The following is an 18,691-nucleotide window of genomic DNA, read 5'->3' as shown; positions in this document are numbered from 1 at the left end:
CCACGGCCGCCGCTCCGGGCCCGGCGGCGTCGTCGGCCGTCGGGTGCACGAGGGCCCGCGGCGCCTCGACGGGGGCGGGAGCTAAGGCGGCTCGCGCGGGCACCCAGTAGCGCTCTCGCGCGAACGGATACGTGGGCAGCGCCACGCGCTCGGGTCGATACGATCCGAACAGCGCTCCCCAGTCGAGCGAGTAGCCCTGGCAGTACAGATCGCCCAGCGCCATCAGCGCGTCGCGATACGCCTGCGGATCACTCTCCTGCCGCGGCAGTCGTTCGAACAGGTCGCGCGCGACCTGCTTGAACGCCTGCTGTTCGACGAAATCGTGCGAAACCACTCCTCGGACGAGCCCCGGATGCTTGTCGCCCGTGGCGACCTTCTCGAGCATCGTCCTCACGTGCTCTCGATCCGCGCTGACGAAGGCGCAGCGATGCGTGAAGTGCTGCCGGTGCACGAGCAGCCCATGGCTCAACGCCCGGAGCTCACGACGACCGTCCGGAAGAACGTCGATGAGGTCGCGCGCTCGCTGCGCGAGCGCGGTCTTCGTCTTCGCCGACAGCGCGAACAGGAAGGTGTGCGCGGTGGTCGGAGCAGCCGCCTCACGCGCGGGCTCGTCGAGGCTCTCGACGACCATGTGCACGTTCGTGCCGCTGATGCCGAACGCGCTCACCGCGCCGAACCGCGGCCGAGACCCCCTCGGCCACGGCGCGTTCCGGGTATTCACGTAGAACGGGCTCTGCTTCCAGTCGATGTAATCGCTGAGCTGTTCGCAGTGCAGGCTGGCCGGGATCGTCTCGTGCTGGAGCGCCTTGACAAGGCTCACCAGGCTCACCAGGCCCGACGCCGCGAAGGTGTGCCCCAGGTTCGTCTTCGTCGAAGTCAGCGCGCAGAACGGTTCCGTCCGCGGAGCGTCGCGGAACGCGCTCCTGAGCGCCTCGATCTCGACAGGGTCGCCCAGCCGAGTGCCCGTCCCGTGCGTGACGACGTATTCGATGTCGCGGGGCGTGAGACCGGCCCGGCGATAGACGTCTTCGATGAGCTCCCGCTGGGCCTCGCCGTTCGGCGCCGTCGGACCGTTCGTCCTGCCGTCCTGGTTGAGGCCGCTTCCGCGGATCACCGCGTGGATGCGATCGCCGTCCGCTCGGGCCTGCGAGAGGCGCTTGAGCACGATGGCCACGACGGCCTCGCCCGGCACCATGCCGTTCGCGCGCCTGTCGAACGCGTAGCATTTCCCGTCGGGCGACAGCATGCCGGCCTGGCTCATCGTCAGGTAGCTCTGCGGCGTCAGCGTCAGGCTCACGCCCGCCGCAATCGCGATCTCGCATTCGCCCGAACGGACGCTGGCGCAGGCCTGGTGCGCGGCCACGAGCCCGGAAGAGCAAGCGGTGTTGATCGCCATCGCGGGGCCGTGCAGGTTCAAGAAGTACGAAAGGCGCGCCGCCAGGATCCCGTCGTGGTTCGCGGTCGCGTTGTCCTCGGCGCCGCTCTCGGCGAGCAGCTTCGCGTACTCTCCTTGCTCGACCCCGACGAAGACGCCGATCTTCCGGAGGCTCGGCTCCGATGTTCCGCAGCCAGCGTCCTCCAGGGCCCTGTACGACTCCTGGAGGAGCAGCCGCTGGCGGGGATCCATGGACTGCGCTTCGCGCGGGGAGATCTCGAAGAAGGCGGCGTCGAACTCATCGACGCCCGGGATGGCGCCGAGCCACTTGCTGTGAATCCTCCGCGCCTCGTAGTGCCCGCGCCAGTCGAAGCGCTCGGGCGGTATCTCGTGCACCGCTTCTCGCCCGGACACCAGGATTTGCCAGAGCTCCTCGACGTCGCGCGCACCGGGGAACCGGCCGCTCATGCCGATGATCGCGATCGGCTCGAGGGGGTCTCCGCCGACCGGGACGCGCGCGTGCGTGCTGCGCGGCGCAGCCGGATCGCGCGGCTCCGGGGCCTCGTGCGCCTCGCGCACGGCCAGAGGCTCCGGATTCGCCGCCGCGCGTCGAGGCGCGCCTGCGCTCTCCGCGTAGTGTCGATGCATGATCTCCGGGTGCGCGCTGACGAGGTGGGCCGACACCTTCGACAAGGTGCTGTGGCTGAAGAAGATCGCGGGCGTAATCTCGATCCCGTAGCGGTCCGACATCCGCCCGGCGAGCTTCGCCAACCCGATGGAGTCGATCCCGAACTCCGCGAGGTTCTCGTCCGCGTCCAGCCTCTCGCGGGGGAGCTTCAGGAGCTCGGCCACGATCTCCTGCAAGTCCCACGACACGCATTGAGCGACGGAGAGGCCTTGCAGCTCGGGGCGGCGGCCCGCCTCGCCGGCCGGCGGCGGCACGGCGGGCTCCGCGACGACCTCGCGCGCGAGGCCGAGCATCCGCTCCACGCCGCTCTTCTCCCCGAGAACGACGAGCGCGTGGCCCGCTCCGCCGCCGCGGAGCGAGAGCACCTGCTCGAACAGCTCGAGACCCTCCGCGGCACGCAGCGCCCGCTGTCCGGTCGACCTCAGATAGAGCTGCGCGGCGGACTCGTCATCCATCCGCATGCCGCCGTCGGCCCACAACGGCCAGCAGATCGCGAGCCCCTTGTCGGCGACGTACTTCGCGTGCGCGAGCTCGAAGCGACTGCCGACAGCGTAGTCGCAGGCGCCGAAATCGCCCAGGATGGCCGACGACGACGAGAAGTAGCACATGAATTCCAGCGGCAGGTCCCGGCAGGCCTCGGCGAGCACCAGGGTGCCGGCGATCTTCGGCGAGAGCACCGCCTCGACGTCGCCCAACTCTTTCTCGAGCACCGTGCCGTGACTTCGAACGCCGGCCGCGTGGATCACGCCGTGCACGGCGCCGAACCGCTCTCGGGCCCGCTCGAGCGCAGCGCGCATCTGGCGCGCGTCCGCGACGTCCGCCGCGACGTAGATCGCGCTCCCGCCGAGGGCCTCGAGCGCCCGGAGCCTTGCCTCCTTGCTCGCATCGACGGGCGAGCGACCGACGATGACCAGCCGAGCCGCGTGCGCCTTCGCCAGGTGCTCGGCGAACAGGTAGCCCAACCCGCCGAAGCCGCCAGTGATCAGATAGGTGCCGCCCGCGCGGAGCACCGGTGTGGACGCCCCAGATGCCGCGACGCGCTCCAGGCGAAGCAGGTGGCGGCGCTCGCCGCGGTAGAGCGCGCTCTCGACCGGCTCCGCGTGCAGCTCGTCCCACAGTCGGGAGGTCCATCGCGCCGTCGCGCCCCCGTGGCTCCCGCCCTTCTCTTCGTGGATCACGGCGAGTCGCACGTCCGGAAGGACCTGCTTCAGCGACCGCTCGTAACCGATCCACGATTCGAGGTAACACCGCTCCAGCGGCGCTCCGTACTCGGCCGCCAAGAGGACGGTCGTCTTCCGGACGCCCGCCGCGCTGAGCCCCCGGAGCAGCTGGACGATCGCCTGTCGATCCTGGATGCGCACCGGCTCGTCGAGGGCGCGCAGGTCCCACACCGCGTCGATGGGTCCGTGCTGCTCCACGACGCGACGGAACGCGCGAGCGTACGACGCGGCGTCCTCGTCCTCGACGGCCACTCGTGGAGCCGCCGGCGCCGCGCTCGCATCGCGCGCGACGAACACGACGCGCGCGCGCCCGCTCCGCCGCGCCACCGTCGCGGTCAGCTCGGCTTCACGCCGCGCGTCGGACAGCAGGGCGATGACGATGCGCACCTCGGACGTCGCCGGCGCCGTGGCGATCGGGGTCGGCTGCCAGCTCTCGGCGAAGAGCCACCGGTCGGCGACCTCGCCCGCGCTCGCAGGCGTGGGCCCAAGCACGTCCGCTCGAACCGGCGCGCCCCCCTCTGCCCAGTATCGCTCGCGCGCGAAGGGATACGTCGGGAGCGACACGCGCCGCGGCCGCGCCGAGCCGTAAATACCACCCGCGCCGTACAGCTGCGCCCAGTCAAACGACAACCCCTTCACCCAGAGGCTCAGGAGCTTCTCGTACCTACGTTGCTCGACCCACGTTCGAGCCAGGCTCGCCGCGTCCTCGGGGTCGAGGACGGCGAGCGTGTCCCGGTTCGTCTTGACATCGCCCACGTGCAGGTCGTCGCTCTCCGGACTGCACTCCAGATACCGGCGCAGCTTCTGCGCGAGATCGGCAAAGCGCGTCGCCGTGAACGCCAGGCGGTGCTCCATGGCCTCGCGACCCACCTGCAACGTGTAGACGACGTCCGCCAGATCGCCCTCGGCGTACGCGCGCTCCTCGAGGTGCGCGAGCAGGCGTCGCGCGCGCTCTCGCAGTCGGTCTTCGTCCTTCGCCGACAGCACGAACAACGCGGGGAGCTCCGACGTGAACGTGATCGCGGCGGATCTCGCGTCGGTCGAGCGATGTTCCTCGACGACGACGTGCGCGTTCGATCCACCCGCGCCGAACGAGCTGATCCCTGCGATGCGCGGATACTCCCTGCGTGATCCGTCGATCTCGAGGACGGGCCTTTGCCACTCGTTCACGACCTGCTGGACCCGGAACGGCGTGCGCGCGAAATCGATGTGTCGGTTCGGCACCTCGGCGTGCAGGGTCGGCACCAGCGTCCGATGCTGCAGCTGGAGCAGCACCTTCGTGAGGCCGGCGATGCCCGCGGCGCTCTCGAGATGCCCGATATTCGACTTCACCGATCCGATGGCGCAGTACTGCCGGTCCTGCGAAGAGCGCTCGAAAGCCTGGCTCAGGCCGGCGATCTCGATCGGATCACCGAGCTCCGTGCCCGTCCCGTGCGCCTCGACGTAGCTGACCGCACGGGGATCGACTCCGGCCCTTCGCAGCGCCGCCAGGATCACGTCGCGCTGCGCGGCCGGGTTCGGCACCGTGTAGCCATTGGTCTTGCCGCCGTGATTGACGCTGGTGGCCTTGATCACGCCGTGCACGTGGTCGCCGTCCGCGACGGCTCTCTCCAGCGACGTCAACAAGACCGCGCCGACGCCCTCGCCATCGACGAAGCCGTCGGCGCCGTCTCCGAAGGCCCTGCACCTGTCGTCGCTCGACAGCATGCTCATCGCGGCGAGGTTCGTGTACTGGACGGGGTCGATGATCAGGTTGACGCCGCCGGCGACGGCGTACGCGCAGGTCCCGTTCTGGATGCTCTCGACGGCGAGGTGAATCGCCGTGAGCGAGCTCGAGCAAGCGGTATCCACCGCCATGCTGGGTCCGGTGAAGCCGAACAGATACGAGACGCGGTTCGCGATGGACCAGTAGCTCGAGTGCCGGAGGTACGTGCTGTTCATCACGCCGACGTACACGCCGACGGGTCCGCTGGCGGAGAGCGCCGCCGGCATGTGTCCGGCGTCCTCGATCGTCGCGTACGCCTCCTGCAGGAAGAGCCGCTCCTGAGGATCCATCTGCTCGGCCTCGAGCGGCGAGATTCGAAAGAACAGCGGGTCGAAGCGGTCCACGGCTTCGATGAACCCGCCCCACTTGCTGTAGGTTTTTCCCGCCTCGCCCCTCCGGGGATCGAAGTACAGGCGATGATCCCACCGGCCTGCGGGGATCTCGCGAATGCAGCTGCGGCCCGCTTTCAGATGCTGCCAGAGCTCGTGAACGGAGTCGGCCTGCGGATACCGCCCGCTCAGGCCGATGATCGCGACCTCGTGCTTCTCCGGGGCCGCGGCCTTCTCGGGGACGAGCACCGCGTCGGGCGACGGAGCGCCGTCGTGACGCGGCGCGGACATCCCGGGTCCGCGCGCCGCGGCTCCGTCGACCGGCGCTGGCGGCCGCTCGTCGAGACCGGTCCAGCGAGCCACCTCGGCGCGGTGGCTTCGGACGAGGTGCTCCGAGAGCTGCGCGATCGTGCCGTGCTCGAAGAACAGCGTGCTCGAAATCCCGGGCAGGAACCGCGTCAGGGCGTTCGTCATCTTGACGACGAGGATCGAATCGATCCCGTACCGCTCGAGCGGCTCGTGGGCGTGGATCTGGTCGAGCGGCGTCATCAGCGTCTCGCTGACCAGCCGCTTGAGCGCCGCGGTCGCCCGCTCGCGGACCTGGTCCGGCTCGACGGTCGTCGTGACCGGGCGCGCCGCCGGAGGCTCCGCGCGAACGACGGGCGGCGCTGTCTCGCGCGCGCGACGCGCGGACGCGGCCGGGGCGGCCTGCCGGATCACACCGTCGCTTTGCGCGACGAGGATCTGCTGCCCGTGCCGGACCGCGGCGCTCGCAGGGAACAGAACCGGACCGAACCCCTCTGACCGCAGCGCGCGGCGCCAGCTCTCGGGCGTGAGCAGCGGCGAGCCCGGGATGCGCAGCGGACCGTCCTCGTACAGCCACCATCCCTGGAGCAGACCGAACGTCAGATGTGCAGACACGCTGACGTGCGTCAGCTCGTTCAGGAGCAGGACTCCGCCGCCCTTCAGCGCCGCCTTCGCGTTGCGCAGCGTATTCCGCACGTTCCTCGTCGCGTGCAGCACGTTCGTGGCGATCACCACGTCGTACGCGCCCCGCTCGATTCCCTGACCTTCGAGCGGTTGCTCGACGTTGAAGAGGCGGGACGTCAGATACGGCGTCGTCTTGGCATACGCGCTCTGCGCGTGCAGCAAGAACGCCTTGGACACGTCCGAGTAGCAGTACTCGCCGATCGAGCTCGCCCAGCGCCTCAGGCGGTCGAAGACGACCTCGCTCGTGCCGCCCGTGCCGGCCCCGATCTCGAGGATCCGGGGCCTCGCTGCCGGATCCTGCGTCAGCCGCTCTCGAACGAGCTCGACGACAGTGTCGGCGAGCACCGCGTTGAAATGGTCGGCGACCGGGTTGTGCTTGTAGATGCCCTGGACTCGCTCGAGCGACGAGTTCGGAAACATGACGTCGGTCGCCGACCGCCGGCCCGTGAGGATCTCCGGCAGCGCCCTGAGCGTTTGCTCGACCAGCGTGACGTGCGGGCGCAGGCTCGCCTCTCGCAGCCAGTCGCCCTTGCGCGCCTCCCACTCCGCCCACAGGGCTGCGCCGTCGAGCACGGCCGGAGCGGTCACGTGCACGACCCCGCCCTCGATCGTCAGATATCCTCCCGCCGCGAGGATACGGACGCTCTGCTCGAGCCACCGCTCGTAAGTTCGCGCGAGCGGCGCTCGAGCCTTCCATTCCTCGAGCGAGGGTCGTGCTTCGACGAAGAGGCCGAGCGACTGCAGCTGCCCGAACAGCATGCGCACGAGCACCCGTTCGAGCTCGCGCACGACCGCGGGGTCGGGCGCGTCGGCGAACGTGCGCCCGCTCTCCTCCGTCACGCGCGCGGCGGGCAGGGATCGCCCTGCGACCTCGACACGTCCGGACGCGTCCATCAGGTGCATCGCCGGGAGGCTCGGAGCGTCGGCGTCCCGGTCGGGGAGGGCCGTGCTCTTCATGAAGACGACCTGATCGACGGGCGCGCACAGGAGCCGCTCGAGCGCCTTCATGCCCTCCTTCGGCTCGATAGAGCCGATCCCCATCCGCTCCATCCGCGCGCGATAGGCCGGCGAGGCGACGATCCCGGTGCTGCCCCAGTAGCCCCAGTTCATCACCTTGACGGGACACGACCAGAGCTGGGACAGCTGACGCGCGAAGGCGTCCTTGAACGTGCAGCCCGCGGCGTAGTTGCTCTGACCGGCCGCCTTCGAGAAGCTCTGGAGCGACGAGAAGAACACGACCCAATCCAGGGACTCTCCCGCGAACACCTGCGCGAGGCGTACGCTCACGTCCACCTTCGCCGCGAGAGCCGCCTTGAACCTGGCCTCGTCCATCTGCGCGATGCTCTTGTCGAGCAGCGCGATCGCCGAGTGCACGAGCCCATGGATCTGCCCGTGGCGCGCCTGGATGGTCCGACGGGCGCGCTCGAGGGCCTCACGGTCCCCGGCGTCCGCGCTCAGGTACATCGGCGCGGGGCCGAGCGCTGCGAGGCGGTCGATCTTGGCCTGTATCGTCGCGTCGAGCTCCCGCCGCCCAATCCAGACGATCTGTGCCTGATGATTCCGGATCAGGTGCTCGCTGAACACCTCGCCGAGACCGCCCGCTCCTCCGATCACGACGTACACGCCGCCATGCCGGTACGGTGGCTCCTGCGCGGAGGGCAGATCGCACGGCACGAGACGCTGGCGGAACCACTCTCCTGCCCGGTACGCCCAGGCATCTCCGTGCGGGTCCGCCGGCACACGCAAGAGCTCGCCTTGCGGCCACTCTCCGCCGAGCGGCAGATCGATCAGCCGCACCTTCCAGTGGGCGTACTCCTTCGCGAGGGAGCCCACGAGCCCCGCGACGCTGGCGTGTGTGAGCGCGATCGGCTCGTCTGCGTCGACGCCCTGGGCCTGCCACGTGAGGGCGGTGAAGCCCAGCTCCCGCCGCTCGTACCCGAGCCGGAGCAGGGCCTTGATGAGCCGGAGGCCACCGAGCACGCCGGCGGCCTGGTCCCGGATCAACCGCTCGTCGCCGATCGGTCGGACAGGGCTCGGCGGCGTGCACCACAGAACGTGGCCCACCTCGCCGTGCGCGCCGATCTGCTCGGCCAGCTGCTCGACGCCCTCGGCCCCGCTGAGCTCGATGCGCTGGAGATGCGGGAAGCGTGCACGCAGCGCCTCCTGCTGCTCGGCCGTGCCTCCGACCATGAGCACGCGCGCGTGCGTCGCGGGCCACGGCTCACCGTCCGGAAGCGGCACTGCATCCCAGCAAGGCATCCACTGCAGCGCAGACAACGACGGCGCCCCTGACTGAGCCTCGAGCGCTCGCTCGCGGACGAACGCGCGCTGCAGCGGTCGACTGGTCAGGCCCTTCAGCCGTACACATACGCGGCCTCGCTCGTCGCAGAGATCGACGTCGATCTTCGATGTCGCCGCGTCGGTCCCCACGGCGGCGCGCGCGCTGACTCGCAGGTACGCGAACGCACGCGCGGGACTCGGAGCCAGGATCTGCAGCTCGTCGAGCGCGAAGGGCATCATCGGCTTGCTCGCGCCGGGCTCGCGCTCCGAGCTGCGGTCGAGGAGCTGCCATCCGATCCAGGCCTGCAGCGCGCCGTCGAGCACGCTGGGATGCAGGACGTACGCGTCGCGTGTCTCGCGCACCACGTCCGGCAGCTCGAGCTCCGCCACCGCGTAGGCCTCCCCGGACCGGTCGCGGCCGACGCTCACGCTCTGCAGCGCGCGGTGCGATCGGCCATACTCGATCGCGCGAGCGCTCCATGCCGCGTAGCAGCGCTCGGCGTCGATGCTGTCGTGGCAGCGCGCCATCAAGCCCTGCACGTCCAGCCGCTCGTCCGCTCCGCCCGACGCGGAGCGCGCGCGGCCCTGCGCGTGAACGATACGCTCGGGCGAGGCGGCGCCGTCCGCCGGAGCCTCGCTGTACACCTCGAACGCGAAGCCGCCCCGCTCGTCCGGCTGCAAACCGATGTGCACGCGCCGCGGCTCGTCCACCCGGATCGGGGACATCCACACCACGTTCGAGAGCCGCACACGCCCCCCGCTCTCCACGGCCGACGCCGCGACCGCCGCGCGAGCCATCTCGAGATAGCAGACTCCAGGCAGCACCTTCGCCCCACTCACGACGTGGTCGGCGAGGAAGAACTCGTGGCCGGTGAACGACGTGCTGAACTGCCGCCCTCCCGGCGTCGACGTGCTCGTCTGCAGGAGCGGGTGAATCTCAGCGGCCGCGCCCTCGGACCGACGCGCCGCCTCGGGTGTCGCGACCCAATATCGCTGCCGCGCGAAGGGGTACGTCGGGAGCGGGATGCGCGCGTACGCGTCGCCGGCGAAGAGCCGTTCGAAGCGCAGTCGATAGCCCTGCGTATACAGCTCCGCGACGAGCGCCAGCCGCTCGGCATAGTCGACCGCCCCCTCGCGGCATCGTTCGATGGCGTCATTCCCCTCGCGAGCGCGCGACGGTTTCTCCTCGATCGCCCGGTCGTCCAGAACGGACGCGACCGCCCGAGCCGCCCGGCCATCGTGCAGCCACGCCTCCAGCGTTCTCGCCAGATCGGCAGCGTCGGTCACGACGCACGCCAGTCGATGGCTCATGTGCTTCCGGCCGAGCAGCAGCGTGTAGCTGGCGTTCCCGCAGTCGATCGCCGGGCCCTCCTCACAGCGACGGATCATCCGTCGGGCGAGCTCCTCGAGCTGGCGCGCCGTACCCGCCGAGAGGGCGATCAGGTAGGCGGGCTGCTGCCGGTGCGCTCGCTCCGTGACCGGCGGCTCCGCGATGACCAGATGCGCGTTGGTGCCGCTGAAGCCAAACGAGCTGATCGCCGCGCAGCGCTTCCCGCCCGGCTCGACCTCCCACGCGCGGAGCGCGGTGTTGACGAAGAACGGGCTGTTCTCAAAATCGATGTGTGAATTCCCTCTCCGGAAATTCAGCGACGGCGGGATCTGCCGATGCTTCAGCGCCAGCAGGACCTTGATGACCCCGGCGAGGCCTGCGGCCATGAGGGCGTGACCGATGTTCGTCTTGATCGAGCCGATCGCGCAGAAGCCCTTCTTGTCCGTGTCGCGGCGGAAGGCCTGCGTGAGCGCCCGGAACTCGATGGGATCGCCCAGCTTCGTGCCCGTCCCGTGGGCCTCGATCAGCTGGATCTCCTCGGGATGGATGCCGAACGTCTCGTAGACGTGACGCTCGAGGCGCTCCTGCGAGACCGCGCTCGGCGCCGTGATGCCGTTCGTGGTGCCATCCTGGTTGATCCCCGAGCCGCGGATGACACCGTGGATGTGATCGCCATCGGCCAGCGCGTCGCGCAGGCGCTTCAGGACGACGACCCCGACGCCTTCGCCGGGCACGAAGCCGTCGGCGCCGTCGTCGAAGGTGTTGCACCGGCCGGTCGGGGACAGCATGTCCGCGTTCTTGCTTGACGCGAAGAACGCCGGCGTGCAGTGCACGACGACGCCACCGGCCAGGGCCATCTCCGTCTCGCCGGCCCACAAGCCCTGGCAGGCCAGGTGAATGGCCACGAGCGAGCTCGAGCACGCCGTGTCGACCGCGATCGCGGGACCTTGCAGGTCGAGGTGATACGACAGACGCGCCGGAGTGATCGAGCCGGCGTTTCCCCAGAACGCCTGCGCGGGGACGTCGCCGTCGAACAGCCTCGAGTAGTCGCCGGCGGCGCATCCGACGTAGATGCCGCAGCGGCGGCCCCCGACGCCGCTGCCTGCGTACCCCGCGTCCTCCAGCGCCTTCCACGACTCCTCGAGGAAGAGGCGCTGTTGCGGATCCATGTACGTCGCTTCGATCCCTGAGATGTTGAAGAACATCGGATCGAACCGATCGATGTCGCCGAGGAACCCGCCCCGTCGGCCGGCGGCGCTCCCGTTCGAGCCCGGCGGTGCGCTCCACCGGGTGACGTCGCCCGTCAGGTCCCGACCGTGCGCGAGGTGCTGCCAGAGCTCGTCCACGGAGTCCGAGCGCGGATACCGGGCGCTCATCCCGACGATCGCGATCGGCTCGCGACGCCCGCGATCCTCGCTGCGCTCGGCGAGGATCGACGCGACGGCGTCGTCGCGGACCGCCGGCGACCGCGGTTCTCGCATCGCCGCCACGGCGCGCGGAGCCGCGTCTCGGCGATTGTCCGACACCCCCGCGGGCCCTTCGCTCTCGACCGCACCGGCGGCGAACCGCGAGGCGATGGCGGCCCCGTGGTTCGACGCGAGGTACGACGCGAGCCGGCTGACGGTTGGGTGATCGAAGAGGATCGTCGTCTCGAGCTCGATTCCGAGCGATTCGCCGATCGAGCGCGCCGCGTGCACGCCCATGATGGAGTCGAATCCATAGTCGGCGAACGACTCGTCGGGATCGATCGCCTCTCGAGGCACTTTGAGGGATTCGGAGAGCCGGTCGACGATGGTCCGCTCGAGCTGACCTGCGACAGCCTCCTCCGAGATCTCCGGCGTCGTGGTCGGCCGCCGCGTCGTTCGATCGCGCTCGGCGCCGATCTTCGCCGCGACGACGGACGCGTGCTCCGACAGGATGTACGAGGCGAGCTTGTCGACGGACGGATGGTCGAACAGGATCGTCGTCTGGAGCTCGACGCCGAGGGAGTCGCCGATCATGCGCGCCGCCTGGACGCCCATGATGGAGTCGAGCCCGTAGTCGGCGAACGACTCATCGGGATCGATCGCCTCTCGAGGCACTCTCAAGCACTCGGACAGACGCTCGACGATCGTCCGCTTGACCTGGGCCGAGATTGTCTCGGCGCCCTCCGGTCCCATGGGTCGCTCGGTCGCGCGCGAAGGCTCGCGCCCCGCCAGATCCGTGGGGAACCGCTGCTCTCGCAGCGTCGACGTGTCGCTTTGCACGAGCGGGTCAAGCGCCGGACGCGAAGCGTCGAGCGAGCGGCTCTCTCGTGATCGCTCTTCGGGCCTGGTCCAGTAGCGCTCCCGCGCGAACGGATAGCCGGGCAGCGACATGCGCCTCGGCCGCGCGGCGCGCGCGGCGTCACGGACCGCCCCCGCTCCGTACAGGCGCTCCCAGTCGAACGCGAGGCCCTTCACCCAGAGCTCCAGGAGCTTTTCGTGCTTGCCGCGCTGCACCCATTTGTCGACCGTCTCAGCGAACTCCGCGTCCGCGGCGAGGGCGGCGACCATCTCTCGATTCTTTCGGACGTCCCCGCGGAACACTCCGTCGATCTCACCTTCGGTCTTCCGCTCCACGTACGCCCGGAGCTTCTTCCTCAGCTCGTCGAGGGAGCTCGCGGTGAGCGCGAGGCGATGATCCATCGCCTGACGGCCGACCTGGAGCGTATAGGCGACGTCGCCGAGATCCGCGTCGGCGAGCATCTCGGCGCGAGCGAGGAGCTGCGTCGCCTGCGCGTACAACTGCGGCTCGCTCCTGGCCGACAGGACGATCAAGGCCGGATGCTCCGCCGTGATCCGAACACGCGTGTCGCCCTGCGCCTCCGCCTCGACGTGCTCCGTGATCACGACGTGCGCATTCGCCCCGCCGAAGCCGAACGAGGAGACGCCGGCCCTCCTCGGCGCCGGACGTCCATCGGCGCCACGCGGCGCGCACCACGGCTCGTTCGTTCTCACCACGTAGAACGGGCTCCCCTGGAGCTGGATGTACGGGTTGATCTCGTCGCAGTGCAGGCTCCGCACCAGCGTTCGGTGCTTCATCTGCAAGAGCACCTTGATGACGCCCGCGATCCCCGCCGCGATCTCGAGATGACCGATGTTGGTCTTCACCGAGCCGATGCCGCAGCAGGCGCCGTCGCTCATGGCGCCTGCCGATAGCTCGGCGAACGCGCTCTTCAGCGCGTTCACCTCGATCGGATCGCCGAGCGGCGTCCCCGTCCCGTGCGCCTCGACGTAGGTCACCGTACGCGGATCGACGTTCGCCTCGCGGAGGGCAGCCTTGATCAACTCGGCTTGTGCCCTCGGGTTCGGAGCGGTCAGGGAGTTCGCGCGCCCGCCGTGGTTCTCCGCGCTGCCCTCGAACAATCCGTAGATGTGATCGCCGTCGCGCTGCGCGTCGGACAGCCGCTTCAGCAGGAGGATCCCGACACCCTCGCCGCGCGCGTAGCCGTTCGCGTCCTTCGAGAACGTCTTGCACCGACCGTCCACGCTCAGCATTCCCGCTTTGCTGAAGCTGATGTGATAGTCCGGCCGGACCATCGTGTTGACGCCTCCAGCGACGGCGAGCTGGCAATCACGGTCGCGCAGGCACCTGAGGGCACGATGAATCGCGATCAGGGAGCTCGAGCACGCGGTATCGATCGGCTCGCTCGGCCCGTGAAAGTCGAAGAAGTAGCTGACGCGATTCGGACCGACCGCGGGGATCCTGCCCGTCGAAGAATAGCCCTCGATCACCGTGGAGCTCAGATCCGCCGCAGGAACGTAGTCGTTCGCCTGCAGCCCCACGAAGACCGCGGTGTCGCTCCCCGCGAGGCGCGCCGGGGCATAGCCGGCGTCCTCGATCGCGTGCCACACGTGGATCAGCAGCAATCGCTGCTGCGGATCCATGAGCTCGGCCTCCTTCGGAGAGATCCCGAAGAACAGCGGGTCGAACTCGTCGATGCCGTCGATGAACCCTCCCCATTTGACGTTGGTTCGATTCGCTTCTTGGTCGGGGTCTCCGTAGATCGCTCGCCAGTCCCACCGGTTCGCGGGCACTTCGGAGATGCAATCCCTTCCGCTGACCAGGTTGCTCCAGAACTCGTCGGCAGTCCTCGCCTGCGGAAAGCGGCAGCTCATGCCGATGACGGCGATGGGCTCCCGATCGGCCGCCGCGACCGATCTGCGCTCGACGATCGACCGCGGCAGGTCGGGCGGAGCGCCCGGCGCGCCCTCCCGGGGGGCCGACGGCGCTGGCGGCGCGGGCGGCGCCGCCTCGCTGAGGCCGTGCGCTGCCACGAGGCGCTCACGGTGGTGTTCCAGCAAGTACTCGGAGAACCGACGGAGCGTCGTGTGCTCGAAGAAGATCGCCGGCGTCAAATCCAGGCGGTAGCGATCGTTCAACTGATTCGTCAGCTCCGTGAAGCTGATCGAGTCGAAGCCGAGCATGCCGAGGTCCTCCTCAGCGTCGATCTCCATCGCGGGGTCCTTCAGGAGCCCGGCGACGACCTTCCTCAGCTCGCGTTCGGTCGCGCTGGGGAGCCCCGCGTCGGCACCCGACGCGACGGCCGCCGGCGCCGCCGCTGCCTCGTGCGTCGGCCGCTCTTCCGCGCGCTCGACGCTCGGCGCGCGCTCGGCTTGCGCGCGGGATCCGGAGATCACGACGTACTGCGAGGCGCTGCCTTCGGACGAACAGAGCCGCGAGAGAACGGACAATCCGTCGGTCGTCGCCAGCGGCACGAGCCCCGCCCGACGCAGCCGGATCATGACGGCGTCGTCCACTTTCATCCCGCCGTCCGCCCACAAAGGCCAATCGATCGATACCGTCCATCCTCGTCGCTCGCCGCGCCGGGCGAGCTGATTCCTGTGGGCGGCGTAGCTGTCCATGAAAGCGTTCGCCGCTGCGTAGTCCGCCTGACCCAGGTTGCCGAATGCGCCCGCCGTCGAGGCAAAGAGGATCAGGAGCTCCAGATCGAGGTGCCGCGTCGCCTCGTCGATGTTGAGGAGGCCGTGGACCTTCGAAGCAAAGACGCGGCGCAGCTCGTCATCGGTCTTCGTGACGAGCAGGCCGTCGTGGGTCACCCCGGCGCAATGGACGATGCCGCGGATCCCGCCGTGTCGCTCGACGCAGAGATCGACCAGCCGGCGCACGGCGCCCGGATCGGCCACGTCCAGCTCGTGGAACTCCGGCTTCGCGCCGAGCGCTTCGATCCGATCCACACGGCCGCGCCGGCCCGCGTCGAGCGGCGAGCGTCCCGTCAACACGACCCTCGCGCCCCGGGTCTGCCGCGCGATCGCGTCGGCCACGATCAATCCGAGGCCGCCCGCCCCGCCGGTGATCAGGTAAACGCCATCGTCGCGCCACGGACCGGCCCGTCCGGGCGGCGCCGCGGCGGGCTCGCCCTGCTCCACGAAGTCCTTCTCTTCGCGGAGCCCGTCGCGGACTCGGATCTCGCTCGCGGCAGCTCCGCTCGCCTCCTCGACCAGCACCTCCGCCAGCGCCTCCGGCGTGATCGATGGAGGTACCTGGATGCACTGCGTGACGAGCTTCGAGCTCTCCAGGCTCGCGGTCTTCAGCAGACCCGATAGGGCAGACAAGCAGGAGCTCGGGTCGGCTTCGTCCTCCGCCCCCACGATCACCTGCACCAGGACCGGCTGCGTCGGGCGGGACCGCAGGATCGTCTGCAGCCTCGCGAAGAGATCGAGCGCGTGGCGCTCGAACCGCTCGTCGAGTCGTCCCTCGGGCGCAGCGGTCAGCCGCGCACACGCGACGCGCTCGGGGAGAGCGCGGCGGATCGACTCGAATCGTCGCTCGTCGAACGCGCCGGCGAAGACGGCGTGGTGCTCCGCATGGCGAGTCGCCACGGCCGAACGGGCGACGCGGCGCGCGGGCCGCCACGCCGGCGTGAGCACGACCGCACCGGCCGGCTGCGCACCGGCCTCGTCGCCGGGAGCGGTCGCGCCGAGGGCGCGAGACGTGAAGCCTTCGAGCTCCACGCACACGCTGCCGGCGTCGTCGCAGAGCGTGATGTCGAGGCGCTGGTTCGCGTCCGCCGGCCCGCTCCCACGGCTGAACCTCACCCACGCAAAGACGCGGCTCGGACAACGGCGGACGATCCGCGCCTCGGTCAGCGCGAACGGCAGAATGAGCCTCGGAGCGTCGGCCGCCGCGCTCCCGCCGGCGAGCGGCACGAGCATCGTCGTCTGAGCCGCCGCGTCGAGGACGCTCGGATGCAGGACGAACCGCTCGTGCGACGCGCGAACCGATTCCGGCAGCTCGATCCCGGCGAGGAGCTCCGGGAGACCGTTCGCGTCCTTGCCCACCGTCACGGAGGTGAGCGCACGGTGGCCGGCGCCGTAGCGGATCCCCATCCTCTCGAACAGCTCGTAACAATGGCTCGGCGCCGCGAGCTCCTCGCTGCACCGGGAACGCAGCTCGCCCAGGTCGACCATCCCCGCCGCGATCTCCTCGTCGACCTGCGCTCGTCCCTGGCTGCAGAGGACTGGCTCACCGTCCTCGCCGATGACGTGCACCTCGAACCGGAGCTCTCGCTCGCTCTGTGGATCGAGGCGAACGCGCACGTTCTGCGGCGTATCGACCACGAGCGGCCTGACCCACGTCACGTTCGCGACGCGTGAGGACGGCACGCGCGCCCGCGTGAGCTCCTGGGCCGCCGCACGGGCCATCTCGAGGTACACCACGCCCGGCAGCACCTTCCGTCCCTTGACGACGTGATCCGCCAGGAAGAACTCCTCGCCGGTGAACGACGACTCGAACGCGAGGCCGTCGACGCCCGAGCGGTTGGCGTGCAGCAGCGGATGCAGGGTCGGCACCTGCTCCTCGACCTCGCGCCCGCGCTGGACCCAGTAGCGCTTCCTCTCGAAGGGATACGTCGGCAAGCGGACGCGGCGGAGCTCCGCGCCGTCGTACATCCGCGACCACTCGATGTTTACCCCTCGCAACCACGCGTCGAGCAGCCGATCCCAGTCTCGACCGTCCACGTCGGCGGCGACCTGCCGATCGCGGCTCGCCGCGCTCTTCTCAGCGACGGGGCCGCCTTCCTTGACGTGGCTTGTCGGTCCTTGGCCTTCGACATAGGCTCGGAGCGCCTCGACGATCTGCTCGCGAGCTCCCGCGATCAGCCCGAGCCGATACGGCATCGGGTCGCGGCCGATCTGCAGCGTGCGCGCCACGGCGGCCAGCTCGCGACCCGTGCAGCGCTCGTCAGTCAAATACGCCCTGAGCTGTCGCGCTCTCTCGACCAAAGCCGTTCGAGTCTTCGCGGACAGGACGATGCAGTAGGGCGGTGACGCGTCGGCCGCCGCGCTCCCTTGCGCCTCGGGCTGCACGTACTCTTCCAGGACGACGTGCGCGTTGACGCCCCCGAACCCGAACGAGCTCACGCTGGCTCTACGGGGGATGGGGCGTCCCCCGAGCTCCGGATTCCAATCTTGGGCGCGGCTCGCGATGTAAAACGGCGTCCCTTCGAGCTCGATGAGCGTGTTCAGCGTCTCGAAGTTCAGCGTCGCCGGAAGCGCCTTGTGGTGCATGCAGGCGAGCACCTTGATCATGCCGGCGATCCCGGCGGCGGCCTCCAGGTGGCCGATGTTCGTCTTGATAGAGCCCAGCCCGCAGCGAGCCCAGCTCGCGAGATCGCTGCCGCTCCCCTTCGCGAGCCGCTCGAACGCGGTCCGCAGGCCATGCAGCTCGATGGGATCGCCCAGCGGCGTCCCTGTCCCGTGGGCCTCGACGTAGCTCAGGGTCTCCGGCGGGATCCCGGACTCCAGAATGACCTTCTCGATCAGATCGGCTTGCGCGGCCGGGTTCGTCGCGGTCAGCGAGTTCGTCCTCCCGCCGTGGTTCGACCCGATCGCCTTGATGATCCCATGGATGAAATCGCCGTCACGCTCCGCGCGCTCGAGCGGCTTCAGGACGACGATGGCGCCGCCCTCTCCTCTCACGTAGCCGTTCGCGCCCGCGTCGAACGTCTTGCACTGCCCATCGCGCGACAGCATGCCGTTCCGCGTGAAGGCGATGTAGTGATTGACGCTCCAGCAGATGTTCACTCCGCCCGCGAGCGCCATCGCGCACTCCTTGCGCCGTAAGGCCTCGACGGCCTGCTGAACGGCGACCAGCGAGCTCGCGCAAGCCGTGTCATTGACGACGCTCGCGCCTCGAAAGTCGAAGAAGTGAGAGATGCGGTTCGCGATGATCGAGTATGCGATGCCGGTCGAGTAATAACTGTCGATCGGCGCCGCTTCCTGCCCGTGGATCTCGACGTAATCGGAATGGCAGACGCCCACGAACACCGCGGTGTCCGTGCCGGCGAGGCTACCGGCGGCGTAGCCGGCGTCCTCGATCGCCGCCCAGGCCAGCTCGAGCGCCATGCGCTGCTGCGGGTCCATCGACGCCGCCTCGCGAGAGGATACGCCGAAGAACCCCGCGTCAAACGCGTCCGCGTCCGCGACGAAGCCGCCCCAGAATTGCCCGATCCGCGAGCGCTCTTCGCGCGTCCTCTCGGGGATGCCGGACGGGCGACGACGCTCGGGCATCGCGGTGACCGCGCTCTTGCCCTCCCGCAGGTTCTTCCAGAGCTCGCTCGTGTCCTCCGCCCCAGGGAAACGTCCCGCGACCCCGACGACCGCGATGTCAGCGGGATCCGGGGCTCTTCGAACGCCCGGCTCCCGAGACGACGACCTCTTCGCATCCTCCAT

General features: G+C 69.6%; 1 protein-coding gene (only partly in view). It reads right to left on the bottom strand.

Translation table 11 applies throughout. From position 1 onward, the window contains the following. Nucleotides 1-18,691, bottom strand: the 5' portion of a protein-coding gene (locus WME85_RS07450) for an SDR family NAD(P)-dependent oxidoreductase (protein WP_437836512.1). 5,612 nt of this gene lie to the left of the window's left edge; 18,691 of the gene's 24,303 nt are visible here — the first part of the coding sequence; its start codon is at nucleotides 18,689-18,691; its stop codon lies beyond the left edge, outside the window.

The organism is Sorangium sp. So ce1153, from assembly GCF_051521595.1.
In the GTDB taxonomy this organism is placed as follows: domain Bacteria; phylum Myxococcota_A; class Polyangia; order Polyangiales; family Polyangiaceae; genus Sorangium.
This window is presented reverse-complemented; position numbering and strand designations above follow the sequence as displayed.